Origin of the sequence: Bacillus sp. 196mf, from assembly GCF_003217275.1 — a bacterium.
Lineage (GTDB): Bacteria > Bacillota > Bacilli > Bacillales > Bacillaceae_G > Bacillus_A > Bacillus_A thuringiensis_S.
Window position 1 is genome coordinate 148,591 of record NZ_QJTG01000004.1, and the last position, 18,677, is coordinate 167,267.

Below are 18,677 nucleotides of genomic sequence, written 5' to 3' on the forward strand. Positions count from 1 at the left end.
CCTTTAGTAATGAATTGAAAATGCCTAACTTAATTATATAGCAAGCGATAGCTTAATTGAAAATCGTTAAAAATCCATTTTCACCCTCATTTTTTGCGCGCTTGGTGGACAAAGTAAATTATGTTCTAATACCTTTTTATTAATAGTTCGAATTAAGTCCGCTGCTTCTGCAGTATTTGTATTTTCTTTTAGTTTTTCTTTTAAATCATCAATTTCTTTTGAAAGCTCAATCCACCTAGGTAAAACATGATTATTTGCTAAAGTTCTATAAAGTTGCTTTTCAGGATTGTAAGAAAGATCTTTATCAAGATTAAGAGGTTTCCCTTTACCAGGTAAATTATCAAAAGCTCCTTTTTGTTCTGCTTGTTTAACGATAGAACTAATATGATCCTCATACGTATAGGACCAAACTTTCTCATCTTTTACTAAAATCTCTTGTTTTTTTAGTTTTTTATCTAGTTCTTCTTGATTCATAGATTTTCTCTCCTTTTTATTTTATAGTGTGGTTTTTATCTATTTCAAAGCTTTCAATCCATCTAACAACTTTTTTCACCCTCACACGCTATCATGACCGTCTCGAAACTCTTCATAAGTGGTTTTTGTACCCTTTATCTTTTAAAGCTCTATACAAGTGGTTATTGGCCGTTAAAAGAGGTTTGTTTTCAAGTTGTCCTGCTACCATATAAAAGTGAAGTTGAGTTGCAATAGAATTTATAGATGAAATTTGATTTTCAATCCAAGGAATATCGTTTTCAAAAGTTAGTTCTTCTAGCTGATTAACATGATCTACAGCAATACATGGCGGTATTCCATTTTCGTAAATTAAATAATTGAGTGTTTTTGCGATTGAAGATTACTTAATGCATGGATTTTTATTAAAGACAATGAAATGTTCTTGAAGATGTGAAGTTTGAGAATAATTATGAGGTAGATCAAGATGTTTTGCCCTTGCTGCAATGTGGCAGTAAGGTTATTTAATTTTGATAGAATGATATAAGAGCCTTGCTACACTTTTGTAATAAGACTCTTTAAATGAGTTATTTACTAGAATAATTGTCTATTGCTTGAATAGAAAGTTCCAACGATTTTATTCTTCTTTCTAAAAGCGTTCTTTGAGGACTCCCAAGCTTTGACTTAACGTAAATCTTTTCAATTGATGGAAGCAAACCAATTAGAACATTACGAGCTTCTGCTAAATCTTCCTGAGTATAATGATGAGTTTCTTGCTTCCAAACACTTTCTAACATAGCTAAGCCGATACTAGCTGCTTTGAGTCTTTTTTTCACTAAAGTAGTATTTGATCCTTTTTGAGTCATCTGTGATAAGGCATTTTCAAGTTTACTAATTGTTGACTGTAAAGATTTTATTGATTCTACTTTATCTATATTTGATACGTTTTTCATGTTAATGTTATCCCTTCTATGTTGCTAACTTGTTTTGTTTAATGTTTAATGAAATTCTTAAAAGCTTGATTTCACTCGAAATATTTTAACATAAATAACTAACTGTATTCGAGTTGGACAATAACTTAAAGTAAAACAGCTATTCCTCTCTCCTCCCCTGCATCATTCTATTATATGTACTTCTTTCTTCTCATTAGAATTCCTATATAAACTAGTTGTTAATATTGAATGTTTTATGAACAAAAAAACGTACAAGTAATGTAACCTGTACGTTTTCGCTTTTATTCAGTAAGGTAATAAAGTAATAGCTTTCTGGTCTTCTCATAACTTATGAAATCTCTATACAAAATGGGATAATTCACAATTTCTGTTTCTAGAAAACGATATTGCGGAAACCACTCGAAAAACGATTTTCTTAACCACTTTATTTGTTGAAACGTAATGTTCTGTTCGTTTCCATTTAGTACAGAATTTAAAGTAGCTGCTGTATGCATCCAATAATGATTAAAATCAGCGTTTATACAGTCATCTTCGGTAAATTTACTTTTTAAATCTCGCTGCAATTTTGCTGTAGCACGATAAGGAAACGGTTTATGAAGTGGACTATGCATTTTCTGCAATTCCTTAAAAATAATTCGTTTTCCTAACTTCAACTTTCCACCCCTTTATTTCTCTATCCAATTTAATAAGTTTTCATAATGATATTGAGCATCGATATACCCAAGATTATATAGGTTAACGAGCTTTTCCTTATTTCTTTCTATTCCGCTTATAGGAAGCTGTACACTTGGTTGAATTACATAAAAATTATCTTTTTGTTCTTCTCGATTCATATAAGATATCGTCTCATTATAAAAACGATAATGGTTTACTAAATTCTCTGCGATTTTCGGATATTTTCTATATAAAATTTTAGCCAGGCCTGAAAATTTATTTCGCTGCTTCTCATATCCTTCTGGCTTTGTCATAATGACAACGTTCTTTTCATAACCATCCTTTTGGGCTTTCAAAACTGGTATAGGGTCTATAATCCCTCCATCTAATAATTTTCGATTATTATATTCTACAGCAGGTGCTATAAACGGTACAGAGCTTGAGGCGCGAATGATTTTTAAAATATCATTTCCGTGTTCTGCTTTATTATAATAAATGGCTTGTCCTGATTCGCAATCAGTCGTCCCTATGACAAACTGTTCATTACATTTTAAGAAAGTTTGAAAATCAAATGGTACAATTTTATTAGGTACTTCATCAAATAAAAAATCCATTCCGAATAATTCGCGTTTTCGAATCAAATTTCGATAAGATATATAACGGTGATCTGCTACTAGCTCTGTATTTACTTTCTTATTTCTCCCTTTTTGACGTGATAAATAAGTTGCTCCCATACAGGCTCCTGCTGATACGCCGACTACATACGGAAAGAATAAGTTCTTTTCCATGAAATATTCGAGTACACCTGCAGTATATAAACCTTTCATTCCTCCGCCTTCTAATACTAAACCTATATTCTTCATGCTATATCCCTCTGCTTCTTTTTTCTTAATTTCATATTAGCATAAGATTTTAAGATGAGGTTATATAAACTAATTACAACAATAACCAGAAACTACTAAAGTAATGTCATAATATCTTTGTGAGTAACATGTTACAATATAAGTAATTCATTCCACATATATTAAAGGAGGAATTTAATATGGGTTTATTTAGCGGTATTTTAGGAAATGCATCAAATACGAGTTCTGAAAGTGTAGAACGTGATTTAGAGAAGATTATGCTAGACGATGAAAAAGTAGAGCATGCTTATAAATTAATTCGTGATCTAATCGTATTTACAAATCGTCGTCTTATTTTAGTAGATAAACAAGGAGTAACTGGCAAAAAACAGAATACCATTCTATTCCTTATAAAAGTATTACACAATATAGCATCGAAACGGCTGGGCATTTTGATTTAGATGCAGAACTTAAAATTTGGGTGTCTAGTATGGAGGATCCAATTACGAAAGAATTTAAAGGTGACGATAGTATTTTAAGCATTCAAAAAGCGTTAGTAACCTTTACGACTAAGTAGTGGTTTTTATATTTTTATTCATTTTTAAAATTACTAACCCGAGTATTTTGGAAGAACATACATTATTTTTGTATATTTAATCTAAAATAACATAAAAAGGTAAAGCGTATTTTATATGCTTTACCTTTCTTTTTTGTAATAAATAAGTGTAGTTTCATCATTTAATTTCTTTATAACTTCTGTTCTTTTATAACCCATCTTTTCGTATAAAAAGCAATTTTTCTCTTCTTCTAAAATAGTAGCAAGTTCCCAGCTCGTTGCTTCAGGAAACATTTCCTCAATTAATGTAAGTACCTTTTGGGCAATTCCTTTTCCTTGATAACTCGGGTGAATAAACATTGGACTGATCCAAAATTTATAGGGTGTTTCTTTTGGTGAAATGCATATCGCTCCAACAAGATTCATTGCCACTATTATTTTATAGAAGCCACCGTCTACATGATTTATTCTACAAATAGTTTTTTCGATAGTTTCATTTGCTGGATTTGTTTCATAGTCTTTATATTTATGTAATAAAGGGCTAAATGAGTCTATTTGCATTTGAAATATAACTTCTGCATCACTTTCTGTCGCCTTCTCTAATGTAATCTCCATGTTACCAATTAAGTCGCTTTCTTAACGAGGTAATATGAGCGGTATGATGACGACCATGCCATGCGTATAGTCCTATTGCAACAGCAAGTTTTGTTTCACCAGTTTCAGGATGGTTAAATGTCTTTTCTAAATCTTCAATTTCTAGAGAATATAAAAGGTTAACCCATCTTTTATGTAATGAATCTAGCATTACTAGTGAAACATCTACCGGTAATTTTGAATCGGGTAACTCTGCCCACTTCTCTTCTTTATACGGCTTAATAGTGGGATTCTTTTCTGTCAGTGCTAATTTAAAGCGTATGTAGCTATTCATATGACTATCAACGACGTGATGAACTACTTGACGTACAGTCCAACCTCCAACGCGATATGGTGTATCTAACTGCTTCTGATCTAAATCTTTAATTGCCTTTGTTAGTTCATTTGGTAAATCTTCAATTTCTTGAATCCATGTATCAATCATTTCTTCAGTTATAGGACGTTTGTATGTAAATTGGCCAATTGGATAACGTAAATCATTCATGAATAAGTCCTCCTTATTATAAGCGTGAAGTATTTCTCCAAATATAGTGTACAAACTTCACATGTTCTCCATTTAATTCTACAGAAGTTGTATCTGATTCGTTTTGATAAGAAGAAAATCCGCTTTTTTCTAGTACAATTTGTGATGCGAGATTATTAGTAGTTGTTTTAGCATGAACTTCAGTAATTTCATTATTTTTCGCTACATCTAAAATTAATTTTACGGCTGCTGTAGCAACTCCTTTTTTAGTAAATTTTTCTCCGACCCGATACCCTAGCGAACTAATTTGAGTTTCCGTATCTATATCTACTAAATTAATTCGCCCTACAATTTCTTTTTCTTCATTACGAATTAAATAAAAATAAGAATCTCCATCTGCTTGTTCTATTAATAAATCGTCTAGTAGTTTTTGGAAATATTCAAATTCAAAATATTTTGAGCCACGATTTGGCACCATTGTTTCAAAAAAAGATTTATTCGTAAGTTCAAACGTAAATAAATCCTTAGCATCTTGTTTCTTTAGTTGCTCTATGTATATTTTCATCCCGTATTCTCCTTCTAGATTTACTAACTGTTATACATTCTTTTTTAATCAATTATATTCCTGCTATTACTTTCGATTAAGTAATACAGATAGTAGCACTTTCGGATGAAAAAGATGAAATGGACTACGAATTAAATTCATCACTCGTACTAACCGAATATAAACATCAGAATTACTTGCGGATAGTCGATATATTTGTTTCGTATACCATAGCTGAAATTTTTGTTTTGTAGTTAATTCTCTCTTTAGTTGCGGATGACGTGATATTTCCGTTGTTGTCATATCCCATGGGGTTTCTATTATATTAGCTGCCTTTTTATAAAATTGTTGTGTAAATGTTTTATCAAGTTGTTTTCTACCTTGCAGAAGTAATTGCAACTGGTGAGCCTCCATAGCAGCAACTGATACGCCTTGGCCGAAAACGGGATCAAAACGACATTGCGCATCTCCAACAACTAATAAGCCTTCTGGTACATTATTCACTAAATCAAATCGCCGGCGTACTTGATAGGGAATTTTGTATGTCTTTATATCAGTAATTCCCTCAGCCTTGTTTAGGAAGTCTGTAACATTAGAAATTGATAGGTTTTCAGCAAAATCATAAAACTCATCATCTGTTTGTGGTGCTTTCTCGTTTGCGTATCCACTGAAAGTAACAAAATAACGATTATCTTCTATCGTTTGAATAAGAACGCCATAAGGGCTATCAGGGAAACTCGGAGACATTAGCACATTGCAACAGTCTAATTTCTCATTTTCTTTAAGTTTGAACATTTTCGTTGCGTAAAATAAATCAATACGAACTTTCTCTTCTTGTACTTCAATTTCATATTCTCGTAACCACTCTATACTTTTTGAGCCAAATCCACTCGCATCAACTACAAGGTCTGCATGAACTTCTTCTTGTATGTCTGTCTCTAAATATTTAACTTTTACTCCACACACTTTGTTAAGCTTTTCATTTACCAATAACCCTTTAACCAATGTTTCATATTTAATAGTAATATTTGAAATCTGATGTATTCGTTTTTGAATATGCCATTCTAGTAAAGGACGACTTTGTTGAATCATATGTACTTCCCCTTTGAACGGTTGTTTCCATAGACCGAATTGATGCCATTTTAAATCACGTGTAAAGTTGTTTATAATACTACCCGCTTCTATTAATTCATTCGTAATAGTAGGAAACAATTCTTCAATTGCTTTTTCTCCACCTTTTAATAACACGTGAGGATGATTACTTTGTGGAACTCTTTTTCTTGAAGCTTTTCCATCCCATTTTTCACCGACTTCTAAAATGATTACTTCTTTAAAAAAAATTGATAATGCTTTTGCTGCAAACTTTCCTGCCATACTTCCACCAATAACGATAGCCTTATTAAACATATTTTCCCCCTTAATAAAAAGAGATCCTGCCTTGTATGAATGAAACAGGATCTTAAACTAATTAACTTCTTTATCATTATACTTAAAATACATCAGTAAATTGCAACGTTAAAATTAAAATACCTAATCCCCATACGTAATACGCGAATACTTTTAAGGAGTGACGTTTTAAATATTGAATCATCCATGAAACGGCTATGTATCCAAAAAACGCTGCTGATAACGTTCCGACAATTAAAGATGTACTAGAAATAGATTCTGCTTTCCCTTGAAAAACGTCTGCAAATTGCAAAATGATAGCTCCAACAATAGCTGGTGTCGACAGTAAAAAAGAAAAGTAAGCAGCAGTTTCACGGTCTAATTTTCTCCATAATGCAGCGACAATTGTCATTCCAGAACGGGAAATGGCTGGAAAAATAGCAGCAGCTTGAAATGAACCGATAATTAATGCGTCTTTATATGTTATGTCATCCATTTTTTTACGACCATTCTTTTGTTTATCTGCCATGTAGAGAAAGAATCCGGTCACTAAAAACTCCCAACCGATCGTGATTCCTGTTTTTGAAATATCTTCAAAGAAGTCTTTAAACAATAAACCAATAACAACTGCAGGTATCGTCCCAACAATAAGTAATAACATGAGCTTTGAAAATGGGTTTTTAATTAAATATATAAATTCTTTTTTGTAATAAATAAACACTGCAAGTAAAGTCCCAATATGCAACATCGTATCTAAAAATAAGCCTGCTTCATCTAATTGAAATAAATGCCTTCCTAAATAAAGATGTCCGGTACTACTGATTGGTAAAAATTCTGTTAAACCTTGAATTATACCTAATATGAAAGCTTCTAACCAATTCATGATGGTCTCCTTTCTCTTTTGCTTGTACCAATATATGAGGGTTAAATTTTCGATATGAAAAAAACTATATTTCTCTATGAATTTACTTTTAGTTTATGGATATATATGTAAAGAGAATTAAGGAGGGTTATTATGTGGAAGCACACAAAATTCGGTAATGTATTACTTTGGATGGGCCCTATCCTTATATTTTTAGGACTATGTATGACAAATGTTATTTCAGATATTCCTTTCTTTGAAGGAAACCATAAAACGCTTGGTATTGTACTTATATTTATAGGGATATTCTGTTTTATTGTGGCTAATCATTTGAAAAAAGGAGAAAGATATGAAGAATAAATCTAAATAAAAAACAATCCTGGCATATTAGCTAGGATTGTTTTTTATTAATGTTGATTATTTGTAGAATACTTTATCAACGTTATATTTCGCTTTGTATTCATTAATGATATATGTTTCGTAAATTTCTCTTTCTGTTGGATCTTCTACGATACATGCATCAATGCGGTATACTTCATCACGGTGATTTTTAATTGGTGAAACATTATCTTCAAAATGCTTCTTAATACGTTGTCTAATTTTACGAGCTTTACCTACGAAAAGTAGTTCGTCATTAATATTGTAAAACATAAAAATGCCGCCTTTATCTCTAGGGAACAAGTGGAAATCGATAAATCCATTAATTGGAGTAATGATTGGCTCGTCTCCTTTAATAACTTGTTTACGTTCAGTAATTGTAACATCAACTTCAGGGATACTAATTTTAATCAAGTTCATTCACGTCCTCTTTTATTATAAAGATAAATAATAGCATACATATGTAAGAAAAGCTACGTTCATAGGTATATTTCATTTTATAATTCAAATATTATAGGTGTATCATGTAAACTCTTCTTCCAAATCATATGATCACTTGATTCTCCCCAATAATCTTTCAGTACATAACTAGGCTCTCCAAACTTCTTTGTCCATATACTTTGCGCTTTTCTGTATCCACTATCTAAACAGAATTCTGTTATTCCTCTGCTAAGTAACGTAAGAAACATTGTATGTAGCAGTAAACTCCCGATACCCTTTCTTTGATAATCTGGAAGTATAAATACAGTTCCTATTTCATACAAATCCTTAAGTACACCACCTGTACAACTATTAATCAATTTACTTGCTGGACCAACTTCAATTGTTCCAATGATTTTATTGTTATTTGTATCAATTGCTAATAAAAAGTAACGTTTTTCTCCATTACTATCAAAATCTGTTTTCAAATATTGCTTTTTCATGTTAATTTCATTTTCTATGTCATCCAATAGTTGTGATAATCCTTCATTTTTGTATGTATTCGTAATAACGATACGGAAAAATAAATATAGTTCATCTACATCATTCAAATTCGGTCTTCTAACTGCAACGTTAGTCATGAATACATTCTCCAATCTTCATTATGCCATTGTCAATACAACACTTTACATAATCTATTCATCATTATTCTGCAAAAACCTGCATAAATCCAGCAATATAGAAAGCTCAGTATAAATATTAATAAAATAATTTTTATGTCCATAGTTGTATGAACAGTAGGACCAAGTACCGGAAAACGGAAAACATCGAGAACGATCATAATCCCTATAAGTAGACAAGTCGCAGAAAAGGAAACAATCCAAATTCTCCTCTTAAATTTTAAAAAGGCTAGTCCTAAGGCTAGACCTAATAAGCCTGTAGTAAAAGGAAAGATAATTAGTTCACTTGGCTCAATAATAAATAATAGAAAAATAGTAAGAATATAAGAAAGTATTCCCTCACGAATAGAATAGAAAATAGCAAAAAAAATCGGTAATGTCGAAAATGGACTAATGAGCAAACCTATACCAGGAACTAAGTTACCCGCTGCTTGAAACATGGTGGCTAATGCACTCATCAAAGCTGTAAGTACTAACTTATTCGCAAGGGACAATTTTCTTTTATGAACAAAGCTTATATCATGCTCTATCATCAGTTGATACCAATAACGTACAAACCGATTCATTAAAATCCCCCCTAAAGACACCTCATTCATTACTTTCTATATTATTCGTACACATACGGTTTATGAGTTACTTTCTGCAAATTAATAGATGCTCATACATTGAAGATTTTTAGGGGGATAAGTTAAGTCGTGCGTTTTGGGAACAGAATGAATTCCTTATATTATATTTTTAGACTGATAATTTGTATCGTATTAAGGGATAATTTCAAAAATGGTACCTTTATTAAAATCAGTTACTTTCATAGAACCGTAAACTCCTAAATATAATTTAGTTTGATTCAAATTTGTTCCTAAACTCATATAATAAGCTGCTTGCGTACCAAAATCATAATTGGTTTCAATAGCATGAAAGTCAGCATGTTTACCGTCTGTACCTGCTCTAGTATAGGCTAAAACACCTTTAACTGGCGGTCGAAAATCTTCTTTCTTAGCAAGGTCAGTAAACACTACGCTACCTGTTAAATTTGGAATTGCATTTCCCATATATGGCTGAACTCCTGTAAGGGAAGTTCCTCCAAACTTATCTGTTCTAGAATCTTTATGAAAATAACTAAGTAGAGGTAGAATGCGCTTCACTGAAGTTTGTATTGTTTCATCATAATAAGTCATTGTTCTTTCATCCAAAGTCTGATTTTCGGAACAATGCCGTATAAAAGAAGTAGGTAAATCCCCTTCCCATCCTCTCCAACCAAAATTGATAAACCCATCTTGATTGGGAGTGAGCCTCATAAAATGCATTTGAACAAGTTCTGTAACCGGTATAGGTTTATATTGAACAAATGAAAAAATAGACTCTACAATATCTTGTCCGACATTTCCGGCGTATTTGATATATTGATTATAAAACCTTTGAAATGAAATGCCAGTTATATTACGTACTCCTTTTGCAATTACTGTAAGTGTTTCTTGTATAGATAAAGGAAGTTCATCGAAGCGTGTAACTACAGGAGGGTTATTTATAAATGTATTTTTACTTACATCGATTTCAATTATTTTACCTGCTATTTCTAAATTATCTTGGCTTAAGTTAAATGGATCATAACCTGATCCGCCATCTCCATTTGTAAAAACAAGTTTTCCAGTCTCAGGTGAAAAGTTTAAACTATTGACTCCGTTATGATTAAAAAATGGTCTTCTTACATTCAGTAATGTTCGTCGCTTTTGAGCTTGACCATTAGGTTGTAAAGTCCATTCTTCCACAGTATCAATGTGATCATATTGCGTATTTCTATTAACCCACTTTAAATTTAATGTTTTAGGGTCACAAGGATTAGGTTTAAATTGTTCAGAAAGTGCACCTGGCCCTTGAGTTCCGGCTACTGAATAATGTAGATAAAATAACCTGTTTTGATAAAATTGTGGATGGAACGCAAGTCCTAGCAATCCGCGTTCATCATAACCGCTACTAGAAACACCTTCTTCAAATGTACCTAATTTAATAATTAGGTGACGAATATCTAAAAATATCTTTATAACTCCATTCCCTATGTAAAAAATCTCTCCTAATTGGGTTGCGATAAATAGTCTTTCGGTCGATTCGCCTGGAAGTATTGTTGTTTTCAATACGGTTGGTAAATTTATATTATGAACAATGGGTCGTAAACTAACTTTAACTTTTGTCAATTAACTGTACACCCCTTTTTCTTCTTTTTATATAAGAATATGATTAGAGTAGTTCTGTTAGTATCAAATAAGTCGTATTCCTTTTTATTACAATTTTGTATATAATATAATTATAAATAATATGGGGGACGAACTATGATAATCGTACTACAAATCATCTTACCACTAATTTTCGCAGTCTATTTATTTACCCTCTATCATAACGGGACGTATGGATCAGCTTCATTCATTTTAGCAGTCATGATAGGAATTTTCGGTTTAGAGAATATTTTTCAATATGCTAGTCTAACAGATCATGCTATTTATCCATATTGGGGAAGTTTGAAGGCTGTTGTTATCGTTTTATCAGTCGTATTTCTATTTAAAAAAGGTGGTTTAACAGGAAAATATTGATTTGTAATGCGTTACATATTTTCTTGTTAAATTGCTTTTATTTTATAAAAGAAGAAATATTTATGTGAAAACAAGAAGGGATGTGTTACATATGTCTATAAATATTATTTCAATAATCTCTATCATAATATGGATTGTGTTAATTACAGAACTTATAAAACCTTCAAAAGAACAGAATGGACGAAAAATAGTAACTTTAGTAACTGCTGGTTCCGTATCAACACTTATTTTAACGGTTTCTTTTATTCAAAATATCCCGTTTTGGAATTGATAGTGATATAACTAACAAAAATATGTATAAATAAAAAGATTAGGATTCACTCCTAATCTTTTTATATTTTGAGGTAGCACCATATACCCAGCAAGCTAAGGTCTTGAAGTAGCCCCTAAACAAAAATTTAAATTTTTCTACAGTAATTTATGTGAATTCAACTCGTTTTTGGGAACATATGTGGTCCTTTTATAATTTGAATTTCTTTTTAAGCTTCTTATATTTTCTGTACGAACGTCTAACAATGTTTAACATAAAATACGGTATTTTAACGGGGAAAGGCAATTTATAAATGAAAGGAAAATAAAAGGTGAAATATGCCTTTTCTAGGTCTCTCCACTTACTATCTTCTTTTGTTTTTAAGAAATCAGATACATCGACTACATATCCCCTTCCTTTTTCCATCATCACATTTTTCCCGTGAACATCACAAGGAGTTAACCCTTGTTCCCTCGCATACTCTAAAGCCTCATTGATATCAAGTATTACTTGCTTAGGAATTTTAATTCCCTTATGAATAGCATCGTATAAGGTAATTTCTTTTAAACGTTTCAATACTATGAAATTTTCTCCTTTATATATAAGCTTTGAATAAGAAGGATGATCTCCAATTCTTCGGTATACTTCTGACTCTTTTTCAATTCCTTCTCCTTCTCGCACGTAAACTTTCACTACCCAATCTTTGTATTCTTTGTGCATGAATACTGCGGCATAATTACCTGTTCCTAAACACTTCCAAAGTCTAGGAATATCTTTAACTACTACAGGCTCGAATTCATCCTCACTTCTTATACTTACCTCTTTTAATAATTCGTCCTTTATCAATCCCACAAAACTATTTATACTCATCATTTCCACTCCGGTTTTGCTAAAAGGGGGCCCACCCACATTTTAACGAAAATATACACTAAGCGAATTTTAGCATAAAACGAGTCATCTTTCTTCTTAAAATAAAAAGCTAACTCATTTTATTTAAACTGTTGAATACTTAATATTTATTCCGTTATTCATAGCCAAAAACCGTACGATATAAAAATATTTCTAACTATTTTCATTTTTTCAGAGTCAACTGTATAGGGCTTTTCTTAGTACAAGTTCTCTTAGTAAATTACCTATACAAAATCTATATTACTCTATTTTATAATCTAAAACATTGTTTAGAAGTGTAGCAAAGGTTTGTTAATGGTTCAATTCTTGTTCCAATACTATCCTTGTTAGCTAACACTTTTATTGTTTTAATAGTCTTTTGTTTAATTCCCACAATGCTGTTTTGTTGCTATCCCATTTCAAAAACGTTACTGCTTCCTCAAAGCATAACCATTTATAATTGAAGTGTTCTTTAGATAATGATATGTTTTTTGTAGGGACTTTAACTCCAAAAGAAAATTCTTTTATTACATAAACCTCTTCTCCCCAAAGGAATCCTCCAACTACATCTTCTACTGATAGTGAAGACACAGAATCTAATTGTATATATGGACATTCTCTTGTAATACCAGCCTCTTCAAATGCTTCCCGTTTTGCTGATTCAATAGGAATCTCGCCGTCTTCTCCGCCACCAGCTATTCCTTGCCAATAACCATAATCACTTCGGTTAAAAATGGCATATTGAATAGAATCGGCAGTTTTTATATAAGGAAATATCAATACTTGATATGGCGCTCTCATTACTTAACCTCCTCTCGAAAATAAGTTTTAAATCAATATGAATAAAGAGCCGACATCACAATTCTACATTATTAATGCAGGTTTATAATGTCGGCCCTCTATTTTTAAATAATTTTATTTTTCATAAACAGGCTTACTCTTAACAGAGGAAAAACTACTTATTCTCTGTCGAATTTGTTTAGCATGGTTTTTCATAAATGTTAGCAGTACTCCATATTATTCAATTGCGCCAGCAACGTCATAATCATTTAAATCTAATTCAATCGGTTGTCCGAGCGCTAGTTTAGCAAGTTCCGCTCCTAAGTATGGACCAGCTGTTAAACCCGAAGCCCCTAATCCATTCGCAACGAGAATTCCTTCAAAGTTAGGTAGTGGCCCGATAACAGGTAAGAATCCTGGTGTGAATGGTCTGAATCCAACTCTCGTTTCAAGCATTGTAGCATTTTCTAAGCCAGGTGCAACTGCTAATGCCTTATGGAATACTTCATGTAAACCACCTGCTGTTACACGATGATCGAAACCAGTATCATTCTCATGTGTTGCACCAATTACGACATGACCATTGTCAAACGTTAAAATATATTGATCGTTCGGTGGCATAACAACTGGCATATTTTCTGTTGCTGTATTTTCAATTTGCAGATGAACAATTTGTCCTTTTTGGAATGTAACTAAGAAATTAACTCCTAATGGGTTCAAGATTTCATTCGCCCATGCGCCTGCAGTTACAATAACCTTTTCTGCTAAAATTGTTTCATCGTTTACTGTAACTCCAGTAATATGATTTCCTTCACGGACTAATATGGCATCGCCTTTTATAAAAGTTGCACCATGTTTTTTCGCAGCACTGATTAATGCATTGCGTAATAATCTTCCATTTACTCGTGCAGCACCACTAATATGAACAGAACTATATTCGTCTGATAATGCTGGGAATAATTTTTTTGTTTCTTCAGCTGATAAGCGAGTTATTTCACCAATCTCTGGGGCATCTTCACGTCGTTTATAAGCTCGCTCTTCCATTTGATCTAACTTTTTCTCGTCAGTATGTAAACTAATTGCACCTACACGATTATATCCTGTGTCAGTTTCACCGTCTTCTTCTAATTGCTGAATTAACGAAGAATAGTAACGTGCACCGCCTTTAACGATTTTATACCATGCTTTATTACGACGCTGTGATAGCCATGGACATACAATACCTGCTCCTGCATCAGTTGCTTGCCCTAATTGTTGGCGATCCACGATAGTAACATTCGCACCTGCCTTAGCAAGATGATAAGCAGTAGACGCTCCTAAAATTCCAGATCCAACTACAATATACGATTTCATTTCAAACACCTTTTCTCTTTTGCTAATTATATAAATATAAGAACATTCCTTAGTATAATGGAAGGAATGCTTTTTTCAATGTACTCATCACAATTAATTGTTGCAGCATTGTGACTTTCTTAATCATTATTTTTTCTTCTTACGGAATAATTCAATTGTTTTATAGCCTTGTGAAAGGATTTCTATCATTTTCTCTAGACGTTTTTCACGTGTTTTTTCTTGTTTTACAGAAAAAAGATTACGTGCCCAATCTTTCTGATATCCAGGCGTTAAACTTTGATAAAACTTAAGTTCATTCGGGTGATTTGTTAATAATGCTTCAACATCTTTAATTCGATCTGCATAATCGGCAACACATTGACTCATAGCAGATGTTTTCGTTGTTTTTTTCTTTTCACGTTTTAAACCTACAACAGTAAAGACTTCATCCATACTTACCATTCGTGCAAATTTAATATCGCTTTCTCCCACATAACCATCTTCTCCAACGTTTAATGCCGGAAACATCTCATCACGGTGAATAAACGTACTATAACGAGCATTACCTTTTTTCGGATATGCGAAGAATACGTAACCTTTTTCAATTAGTAATTCTTCATTACTAATAATAAAATTCGTTTGTTTCACCATTTCATCAAGCGTTTCTACAAATATAAAGATAGCATCGTGTTCTTTTGAGAATGCAGTTTCTTTACCTGTAAAAATGTCATAATCGCTTGGTTCGTTAATAACGACCATATTTGTATACTTATTAAGTTTCAATTTATCAATAACTGACATAATAATCTTCCTTTACATTCAAAGTTCATTGTACATACTTTTTCGTACTGTTCTAGTGTATTATATGTATTAAGAAAATCAAACTTTAAATCGTATTATTCTGCTGCAAAAGAACATAATTCTTTACTAGATGGGGTGGTTTTATGCCATATGTAATCCGAGATGAAGGGCTAGTTTTACAAGGGGATGATGGAAAAGAACCAATTTTTCATACATATGAAGAAGCTGAGGAAACATTAACTATACCGCAGTTTCCGAAACATATTAGAAGAAAACCATTTACACCAAAAATAATAAAGATAGCCGCTTCTGAATAAGAACCGGCTATCTTTATTATTCATAACTTAATAGCAAATAAAGTATATAAAAACTCTTTATATTGATCTTCTGTAATTTCACGCTTAGTTTTTTCCCCATGAATAATTTCGGTTAAACTTGTATTCGTTAATGAAATATGGCCAGAGTTCGTCAACTTTACTGCAATTGGTCCCTTATTAAAAATAGACTTCTCATCTTCTATCACTCTTCTTTGAACATCATTTACTACTATCTCATCAATAATATGTTTATAAAAAGCATGACAAACTTTCCATTCTCCAGCAGCATCTTTTCTTTCTAAAACATAATTTCCTCTACTCGTAGCTTTTTGTCTCACCCGGTACGAACCATTTTTTGAAGAAACAAATTCACCAGTAAAAGGTACAGGAACAAGAGGTACTAACGAAGCTATACCTACATCAATTAAATACTGTACATTATTATAAGTTAAAATAATTGTTATATGGCCATCCTCAAGTGCCCATGCATTTATATCGTTTTTATAAACCGTACCTAATGCCAGTTGTACATCATAGCCACAGTCTCTTAAAAAATAGTAAAAAAGAGTGTTTAATTCGTAGCAAAGTCCACCACGGGAACTAGTTAAAATTTTCTCTCGCAAGTTTTCCGGAGAGATTTGATTCGTATTTCGTGCTATAACATCTAAATTCTCAAATGGTATAGTATGCGCAAACGAAAAGAGTATTGTAGGTAATTCTTCAAACGTTACATCATTACGTTTTTTAAGATTTAATCTTGTGAAAAGCTGATCTTGTAAACTTGTCATATTTAGCACCCCTTAAAAATTTATAAGTTAAAATAATATATGCTGATTGTAAATTTTAAGGGGCACTGTAACAATGTACATTTCATTTAACTGTACCGGTACAAAAATTACGATTCACGAGGTAAATTAATAGAAGGCGTCATTACAAATGTCTTTTCTGTAATTACTTCTTTTTGGGGCAAATCAAAAGCTACGAATATAAATTTAATAGTTTATCTATAGGCAAATTAATAATATCACTTAAATCAACAAAATATTGAAGTTGCCACGTTTGGCTCTTTTTAGCTTGATTGCTAACAGTGGTATCCCAAACAGGATAAATTCTCATTGCCATTTTCCCTGTTTGACTTGGTGTTCTCAATATTTTTTCTTTAAGAAGAATCTCTTTAGGAAAAATAAATTGCCCTAGTTTATTATCAGCAATACAAGTGATTACTAATAAATCAGGAGCAGCTTCATAAGAGAAAGCTCTATTTCGCATATTTTCATCTTTCTCCCAAAAAGAAACAAATTGCCCAATTTTATTAGGAGTAACTTTTGATTTTCTAAAACGAATGGTTTTGTTATTTAAGTGAAATAAACATCCGGCATATTCTGCGTTTTGCTTTTCTTCTTTTAGATTCGTAATAATTAAGTTGTTAGGTTTGTAAACTATATTATTTAAATTTTGGATTATATTATTAAAATTGTTCAAAAAAACTCCCCCTTTATTCATCTCTTAGTTTACCACAAACATCAGTTCTTCTATATCGTATATAATTATGAACTAATTGAAATGGGGGAATTTAGCAGGATATAATTATTATTTTAATGTACTTAGTTTTTCAATTGCTTGTTGTTCAGTTGCTAAGTAAAAAATGTCATTCCCTTTATTACATTCATAAATAAAATCCTTTAAGCTTTTATTAGTATACATAGAGAAATCTCCAACAATAGCAATCTTTACCTTGTAGTTTATAAACTTTTGAAGGATATCGCCCGCAAGCCGTGTTTTTAGATCAAAGAAATCTTCACTTATTAAAGATTTATGGATAATAATATGTTTCGCATCTACCTCATATTGAACTGTTGCCATAGTATCTAATGCAGACTGAACATCCGATATTAATACCTTATCGTTTCTAATGAGCGCAATATTGATTCCATCGATTACTACTTTCTTTATTTCCATAGTCCCACCCCTTTATAATTTACACAGTATGAGTAAAATTGTTTTACAAAACTTCGTATATTAAAATCGTATCTATTTTTTTATTACTAATACGGTCAATGAAATTAATGATAGTTTCTCTTTTTTATATTTTTGAATATATATATGGAATTGCCTTTACTTGTTATAAAAATATTGTGGAGTAACATAACTTAACAAACTATTCAAAGTGTTAATCTCGGCATATGGTTGTATTTTGGTAGTATTCTTGATTTTCTGAGGGTTAAACCACACACCTTTTATATTTGCATTTTGAGGACCAGCAATATCCTTTTCTAAGTCATCTCCAACAAATAAAGTATTTTCCGGCTGTAAATTTAGCTTATTTAATGCTAGTTCGAATATACGTTTATCAGGTTTACTAAATCCCACTTCTTCAGAAATAATGATTGTTTCAAAATACTTATTTAAATTCGTGTTAAATATTTTAGCTTTTTGCCTCTGAGTTGAGCCATTTGTTATAATTCCAACTTTAAAGTGCTTCTTTATTTGATTTAAGAAATGAATAGTATTTTGGTCTATTGAAAAACATCTAGGGAAATTATTATTCCAAAAATCTTGGATGTAATTGCGTGGCAATCTATACTTCGGCCTGAATTCATCAAACAATGATTCTAAAACTGTCGTTTTATTACTTATGCCATATTCTCTTTTATCGTATTCTTTGAATTTCTGTAACATGTTGCTTTTAGCCGCACCATCTACATTTTCATAACACTTTTCTAAAACAATTAAAAATAATGCCTCTACTGCTTTATCCCTATCAAGTAATGTATCATCTAAATCAAACAGCATCGCTTTATAACCCATCAAATCATTTCACAACCTTTCTAGCATTATATAAATCTCTCCAAGTTTGTACCTTTAAACTTTTGGTTTAGCAAGAA

The 18,677-nt window shown here is 31.8% G+C and carries 25 protein-coding genes and 2 pseudogenes; 5 read left to right on the forward strand and 22 right to left on the reverse strand.

Going from position 1 to position 18,677, the window contains the following annotated elements; genetic code table 11:
- Positions 1-66 precede the first annotated feature (66 nt).
- The 5 genes and pseudogenes from ATL10_RS31815 to ATL10_RS09140 all read right to left on the reverse strand — a co-directional run bounded on the left by ATL10_RS31815 (position 67) and on the right by ATL10_RS09140 (position 2,920).
- On the reverse strand, positions 67-474 hold the full coding sequence (locus tag ATL10_RS31815) for a DnaJ family domain-containing protein (RefSeq protein ID WP_001987779.1): 408 nt from the start codon (positions 472-474) through the stop codon (positions 67-69).
- An 81-nt stretch (positions 475-555) separates the two neighbouring features.
- A pseudogene (locus ATL10_RS31820) lies at positions 556-949 on the reverse strand (hypothetical protein); the annotation flags it as partial.
- 88 nt (positions 950-1,037) lie between these two features.
- The gene (locus ATL10_RS09125; protein WP_029442483.1) at positions 1,038-1,403 is read right to left on the reverse strand and encodes a hypothetical protein; all 366 of its coding nucleotides are present in this window, start codon (positions 1,401-1,403) and stop codon (positions 1,038-1,040) included.
- Positions 1,404-1,684: 281 nt separating this feature from the next.
- Entirely contained in the window at positions 1,685-2,056 is a 372-nt protein-coding gene (locus ATL10_RS09135) for a YxiJ-like family protein (RefSeq protein WP_000765936.1), read from the reverse strand.
- 12 nt (positions 2,057-2,068) lie between these two features.
- A complete protein-coding gene (locus ATL10_RS09140; RefSeq protein ID WP_029442485.1) occupies positions 2,069-2,920 on the reverse strand; it encodes a patatin-like phospholipase family protein in 852 nt (283 codons plus the stop codon).
- Between the two features lie 179 nt (positions 2,921-3,099).
- Between ATL10_RS09140 and ATL10_RS09145 the strand changes: the two are divergent.
- Positions 3,100-3,476: pseudogene (locus ATL10_RS09145) on the forward strand (PH domain-containing protein).
- Between the two features lie 120 nt (positions 3,477-3,596).
- Here ATL10_RS09145 and ATL10_RS09150 read toward each other — a convergent pair.
- The 5 genes from ATL10_RS09150 to ATL10_RS09170 form a co-directional block, all read right to left on the reverse strand.
- Complete coding sequence (locus ATL10_RS09150; RefSeq protein WP_090977900.1) at positions 3,597-4,070, reverse strand: GNAT family N-acetyltransferase; 474 nt, start codon at positions 4,068-4,070, stop codon at positions 3,597-3,599.
- Position 4,071: 1 nt separating this feature from the next.
- Positions 4,072-4,593 (reverse strand): YfiT family bacillithiol transferase, encoded by a 522-nt coding sequence (locus tag ATL10_RS09155; protein WP_000999070.1) that lies wholly within the window; start codon positions 4,591-4,593, stop codon positions 4,072-4,074.
- 16 nt (positions 4,594-4,609) lie between these two features.
- The gene (locus tag ATL10_RS09160; RefSeq protein ID WP_078401728.1) at positions 4,610-5,137 is read right to left on the reverse strand and encodes a GNAT family N-acetyltransferase; all 528 of its coding nucleotides are present in this window, start codon (positions 5,135-5,137) and stop codon (positions 4,610-4,612) included.
- Between the two features lie 66 nt (positions 5,138-5,203).
- Entirely contained in the window at positions 5,204-6,523 is a 1,320-nt protein-coding gene (locus tag ATL10_RS09165; RefSeq protein WP_110496788.1) for an FAD-dependent monooxygenase, read from the reverse strand.
- 82 nt (positions 6,524-6,605) lie between these two features.
- Positions 6,606-7,385, reverse strand: coding sequence for an undecaprenyl-diphosphate phosphatase (locus ATL10_RS09170; RefSeq protein WP_053564291.1), 780 nt, complete (start codon positions 7,383-7,385; stop codon positions 6,606-6,608).
- 132 nt (positions 7,386-7,517) lie between these two features.
- Here ATL10_RS09170 and ATL10_RS09175 point away from each other — a divergent pair, with 132 nt between their 5' ends.
- Entirely contained in the window at positions 7,518-7,724 is a 207-nt protein-coding gene (locus tag ATL10_RS09175; protein ID WP_098329323.1) for a hypothetical protein, read from the forward strand.
- Positions 7,725-7,781: 57 nt separating this feature from the next.
- Here the strand turns inward: ATL10_RS09175 and ATL10_RS09180 are convergent, their stop codons facing one another.
- The 4 genes from ATL10_RS09180 to ATL10_RS09195 form a co-directional block, all read right to left on the reverse strand.
- Positions 7,782-8,162 carry a nucleotide excision repair endonuclease gene (locus ATL10_RS09180; protein WP_001048947.1) on the reverse strand — a complete coding sequence of 127 codons (381 nt, stop codon included), beginning with the start codon at positions 8,160-8,162 and terminating at the stop codon, positions 7,782-7,784.
- 77 nt (positions 8,163-8,239) lie between these two features.
- A complete protein-coding gene (locus tag ATL10_RS09185; protein ID WP_110496790.1) occupies positions 8,240-8,803 on the reverse strand; it encodes a GNAT family N-acetyltransferase in 564 nt (187 codons plus the stop codon).
- A 32-nt stretch (positions 8,804-8,835) separates the two neighbouring features.
- Positions 8,836-9,408: a hypothetical protein gene (locus tag ATL10_RS09190; protein WP_001079228.1), complete on the reverse strand. Its 573-nt coding sequence runs from the start codon at positions 9,406-9,408 to the stop codon at positions 8,836-8,838.
- Between the two features lie 192 nt (positions 9,409-9,600).
- Positions 9,601-11,031: a PQQ-dependent sugar dehydrogenase gene (locus ATL10_RS09195; protein ID WP_110496791.1), complete on the reverse strand. Its 1,431-nt coding sequence runs from the start codon at positions 11,029-11,031 to the stop codon at positions 9,601-9,603.
- Between the two features lie 135 nt (positions 11,032-11,166).
- On the opposite strand from ATL10_RS09195, the gene ATL10_RS09200 reads away from it, so the two are divergent.
- A complete protein-coding gene (locus ATL10_RS09200) occupies positions 11,167-11,424 on the forward strand; it encodes a hypothetical protein (RefSeq protein WP_000587696.1) in 258 nt (85 codons plus the stop codon).
- 91 nt (positions 11,425-11,515) lie between these two features.
- On the forward strand, positions 11,516-11,695 hold the full coding sequence (locus ATL10_RS09205) for a hypothetical protein (protein WP_000026312.1): 180 nt from the start codon (positions 11,516-11,518) through the stop codon (positions 11,693-11,695).
- Between the two features lie 189 nt (positions 11,696-11,884).
- On the opposite strand, the gene ATL10_RS09210 is transcribed toward ATL10_RS09205, so the two are convergent.
- From ATL10_RS09210 to ATL10_RS09225, 4 genes are all read right to left on the reverse strand, one after another.
- Positions 11,885-12,544, reverse strand: coding sequence for a protein kinase family protein (locus ATL10_RS09210; RefSeq protein ID WP_097846080.1), 660 nt, complete (start codon positions 12,542-12,544; stop codon positions 11,885-11,887).
- Positions 12,545-12,922: 378 nt separating this feature from the next.
- Entirely contained in the window at positions 12,923-13,363 is a 441-nt protein-coding gene (locus ATL10_RS09215) for an NUDIX hydrolase (RefSeq protein WP_001202588.1), read from the reverse strand.
- 216 nt (positions 13,364-13,579) lie between these two features.
- Positions 13,580-14,695, reverse strand: coding sequence for an NAD(P)/FAD-dependent oxidoreductase (locus tag ATL10_RS09220; protein ID WP_097821824.1), 1,116 nt, complete (start codon positions 14,693-14,695; stop codon positions 13,580-13,582).
- Positions 14,696-14,821: 126 nt separating this feature from the next.
- The gene (locus tag ATL10_RS09225) at positions 14,822-15,475 is read right to left on the reverse strand and encodes a YdeI/OmpD-associated family protein (protein ID WP_000110846.1); all 654 of its coding nucleotides are present in this window, start codon (positions 15,473-15,475) and stop codon (positions 14,822-14,824) included.
- Between the two features lie 143 nt (positions 15,476-15,618).
- Here ATL10_RS09225 and ATL10_RS31205 point away from each other — a divergent pair, with 143 nt between their 5' ends.
- Positions 15,619-15,792, forward strand: coding sequence for a hypothetical protein (locus ATL10_RS31205; protein WP_176265164.1), 174 nt, complete (start codon positions 15,619-15,621; stop codon positions 15,790-15,792).
- A gap of 20 nt (positions 15,793-15,812) precedes the next feature.
- Here ATL10_RS31205 and ATL10_RS09230 read toward each other — a convergent pair whose 3' ends face one another.
- The 4 genes from ATL10_RS09230 to ATL10_RS09245 all read right to left on the reverse strand — a co-directional run bounded on the left by ATL10_RS09230 (position 15,813) and on the right by ATL10_RS09245 (position 18,600).
- Positions 15,813-16,580: an arylamine N-acetyltransferase family protein gene (locus ATL10_RS09230; protein ID WP_100910214.1), complete on the reverse strand. Its 768-nt coding sequence runs from the start codon at positions 16,578-16,580 to the stop codon at positions 15,813-15,815.
- Between the two features lie 190 nt (positions 16,581-16,770).
- A complete protein-coding gene (locus ATL10_RS09235) occupies positions 16,771-17,295 on the reverse strand; it encodes a MepB family protein (protein WP_082179180.1) in 525 nt (174 codons plus the stop codon).
- A gap of 87 nt (positions 17,296-17,382) precedes the next feature.
- Positions 17,383-17,751 (reverse strand): DUF4180 domain-containing protein, encoded by a 369-nt coding sequence (locus ATL10_RS09240; RefSeq protein WP_098361073.1) that lies wholly within the window; start codon positions 17,749-17,751, stop codon positions 17,383-17,385.
- Between the two features lie 156 nt (positions 17,752-17,907).
- Positions 17,908-18,600, reverse strand: coding sequence for an HAD family hydrolase (locus tag ATL10_RS09245; RefSeq protein WP_142327645.1), 693 nt, complete (start codon positions 18,598-18,600; stop codon positions 17,908-17,910).
- Positions 18,601-18,677 lie beyond the last annotated feature (77 nt).

What these genes read in the sequence shown, in the direction of transcription:
- ATL10_RS31815 (WP_001987779.1), bottom strand. Translation starts at nt 474, where the DNA reads ATGAATCAAGAAGAACTAGATAAAAAACTAAAAAAACAAGAGATTTTA.
- ATL10_RS09125 (WP_029442483.1), bottom strand. Translation starts at nt 1,403, where the DNA reads ATGAAAAACGTATCAAATATAGATAAAGTAGAATCAATAAAATCTTTA.
- ATL10_RS09140 (WP_029442485.1), bottom strand. Translation starts at nt 2,920, where the DNA reads ATGAAGAATATAGGTTTAGTATTAGAAGGCGGAGGAATGAAAGGTTTA.
- ATL10_RS09150 (WP_090977900.1), bottom strand. Translation starts at nt 4,070, where the DNA reads ATGGAGATTACATTAGAGAAGGCGACAGAAAGTGATGCAGAAGTTATA.
- ATL10_RS09155 (WP_000999070.1), bottom strand. Translation starts at nt 4,593, where the DNA reads ATGAATGATTTACGTTATCCAATTGGCCAATTTACATACAAACGTCCT.
- ATL10_RS09160 (WP_078401728.1), bottom strand. Translation starts at nt 5,137, where the DNA reads ATGAAAATATACATAGAGCAACTAAAGAAACAAGATGCTAAGGATTTA.
- ATL10_RS09165 (WP_110496788.1), bottom strand. Translation starts at nt 6,523, where the DNA reads ATGTTTAATAAGGCTATCGTTATTGGTGGAAGTATGGCAGGAAAGTTT.
- ATL10_RS09170 (WP_053564291.1), bottom strand. Translation starts at nt 7,385, where the DNA reads ATGAATTGGTTAGAAGCTTTCATATTAGGTATAATTCAAGGTTTAACA.
- ATL10_RS09175 (WP_098329323.1), top strand. Translation starts at nt 7,518, where the DNA reads ATGTGGAAGCACACAAAATTCGGTAATGTATTACTTTGGATGGGCCCT.
- ATL10_RS09180 (WP_001048947.1), bottom strand. Translation starts at nt 8,162, where the DNA reads ATGAACTTGATTAAAATTAGTATCCCTGAAGTTGATGTTACAATTACT.
- ATL10_RS09185 (WP_110496790.1), bottom strand. Translation starts at nt 8,803, where the DNA reads ATGACTAACGTTGCAGTTAGAAGACCGAATTTGAATGATGTAGATGAA.
- ATL10_RS09190 (WP_001079228.1), bottom strand. Translation starts at nt 9,408, where the DNA reads ATGAATCGGTTTGTACGTTATTGGTATCAACTGATGATAGAGCATGAT.
- ATL10_RS09200 (WP_000587696.1), top strand. Translation starts at nt 11,167, where the DNA reads ATGATAATCGTACTACAAATCATCTTACCACTAATTTTCGCAGTCTAT.
- ATL10_RS09205 (WP_000026312.1), top strand. Translation starts at nt 11,516, where the DNA reads ATGTCTATAAATATTATTTCAATAATCTCTATCATAATATGGATTGTG.
- ATL10_RS09210 (WP_097846080.1), bottom strand. Translation starts at nt 12,544, where the DNA reads ATGAGTATAAATAGTTTTGTGGGATTGATAAAGGACGAATTATTAAAA.
- ATL10_RS09215 (WP_001202588.1), bottom strand. Translation starts at nt 13,363, where the DNA reads ATGAGAGCGCCATATCAAGTATTGATATTTCCTTATATAAAAACTGCC.
- ATL10_RS09220 (WP_097821824.1), bottom strand. Translation starts at nt 14,695, where the DNA reads ATGAAATCGTATATTGTAGTTGGATCTGGAATTTTAGGAGCGTCTACT.
- ATL10_RS09225 (WP_000110846.1), bottom strand. Translation starts at nt 15,475, where the DNA reads ATGTCAGTTATTGATAAATTGAAACTTAATAAGTATACAAATATGGTC.
- ATL10_RS31205 (WP_176265164.1), top strand. Translation starts at nt 15,619, where the DNA reads ATGCCATATGTAATCCGAGATGAAGGGCTAGTTTTACAAGGGGATGAT.
- ATL10_RS09230 (WP_100910214.1), bottom strand. Translation starts at nt 16,580, where the DNA reads ATGACAAGTTTACAAGATCAGCTTTTCACAAGATTAAATCTTAAAAAA.
- ATL10_RS09235 (WP_082179180.1), bottom strand. Translation starts at nt 17,295, where the DNA reads ATGAATAAAGGGGGAGTTTTTTTGAACAATTTTAATAATATAATCCAA.
- ATL10_RS09240 (WP_098361073.1), bottom strand. Translation starts at nt 17,751, where the DNA reads ATGGAAATAAAGAAAGTAGTAATCGATGGAATCAATATTGCGCTCATT.
- ATL10_RS09245 (WP_142327645.1), bottom strand. Translation starts at nt 18,600, where the DNA reads ATGGGTTATAAAGCGATGCTGTTTGATTTAGATGATACATTACTTGAT.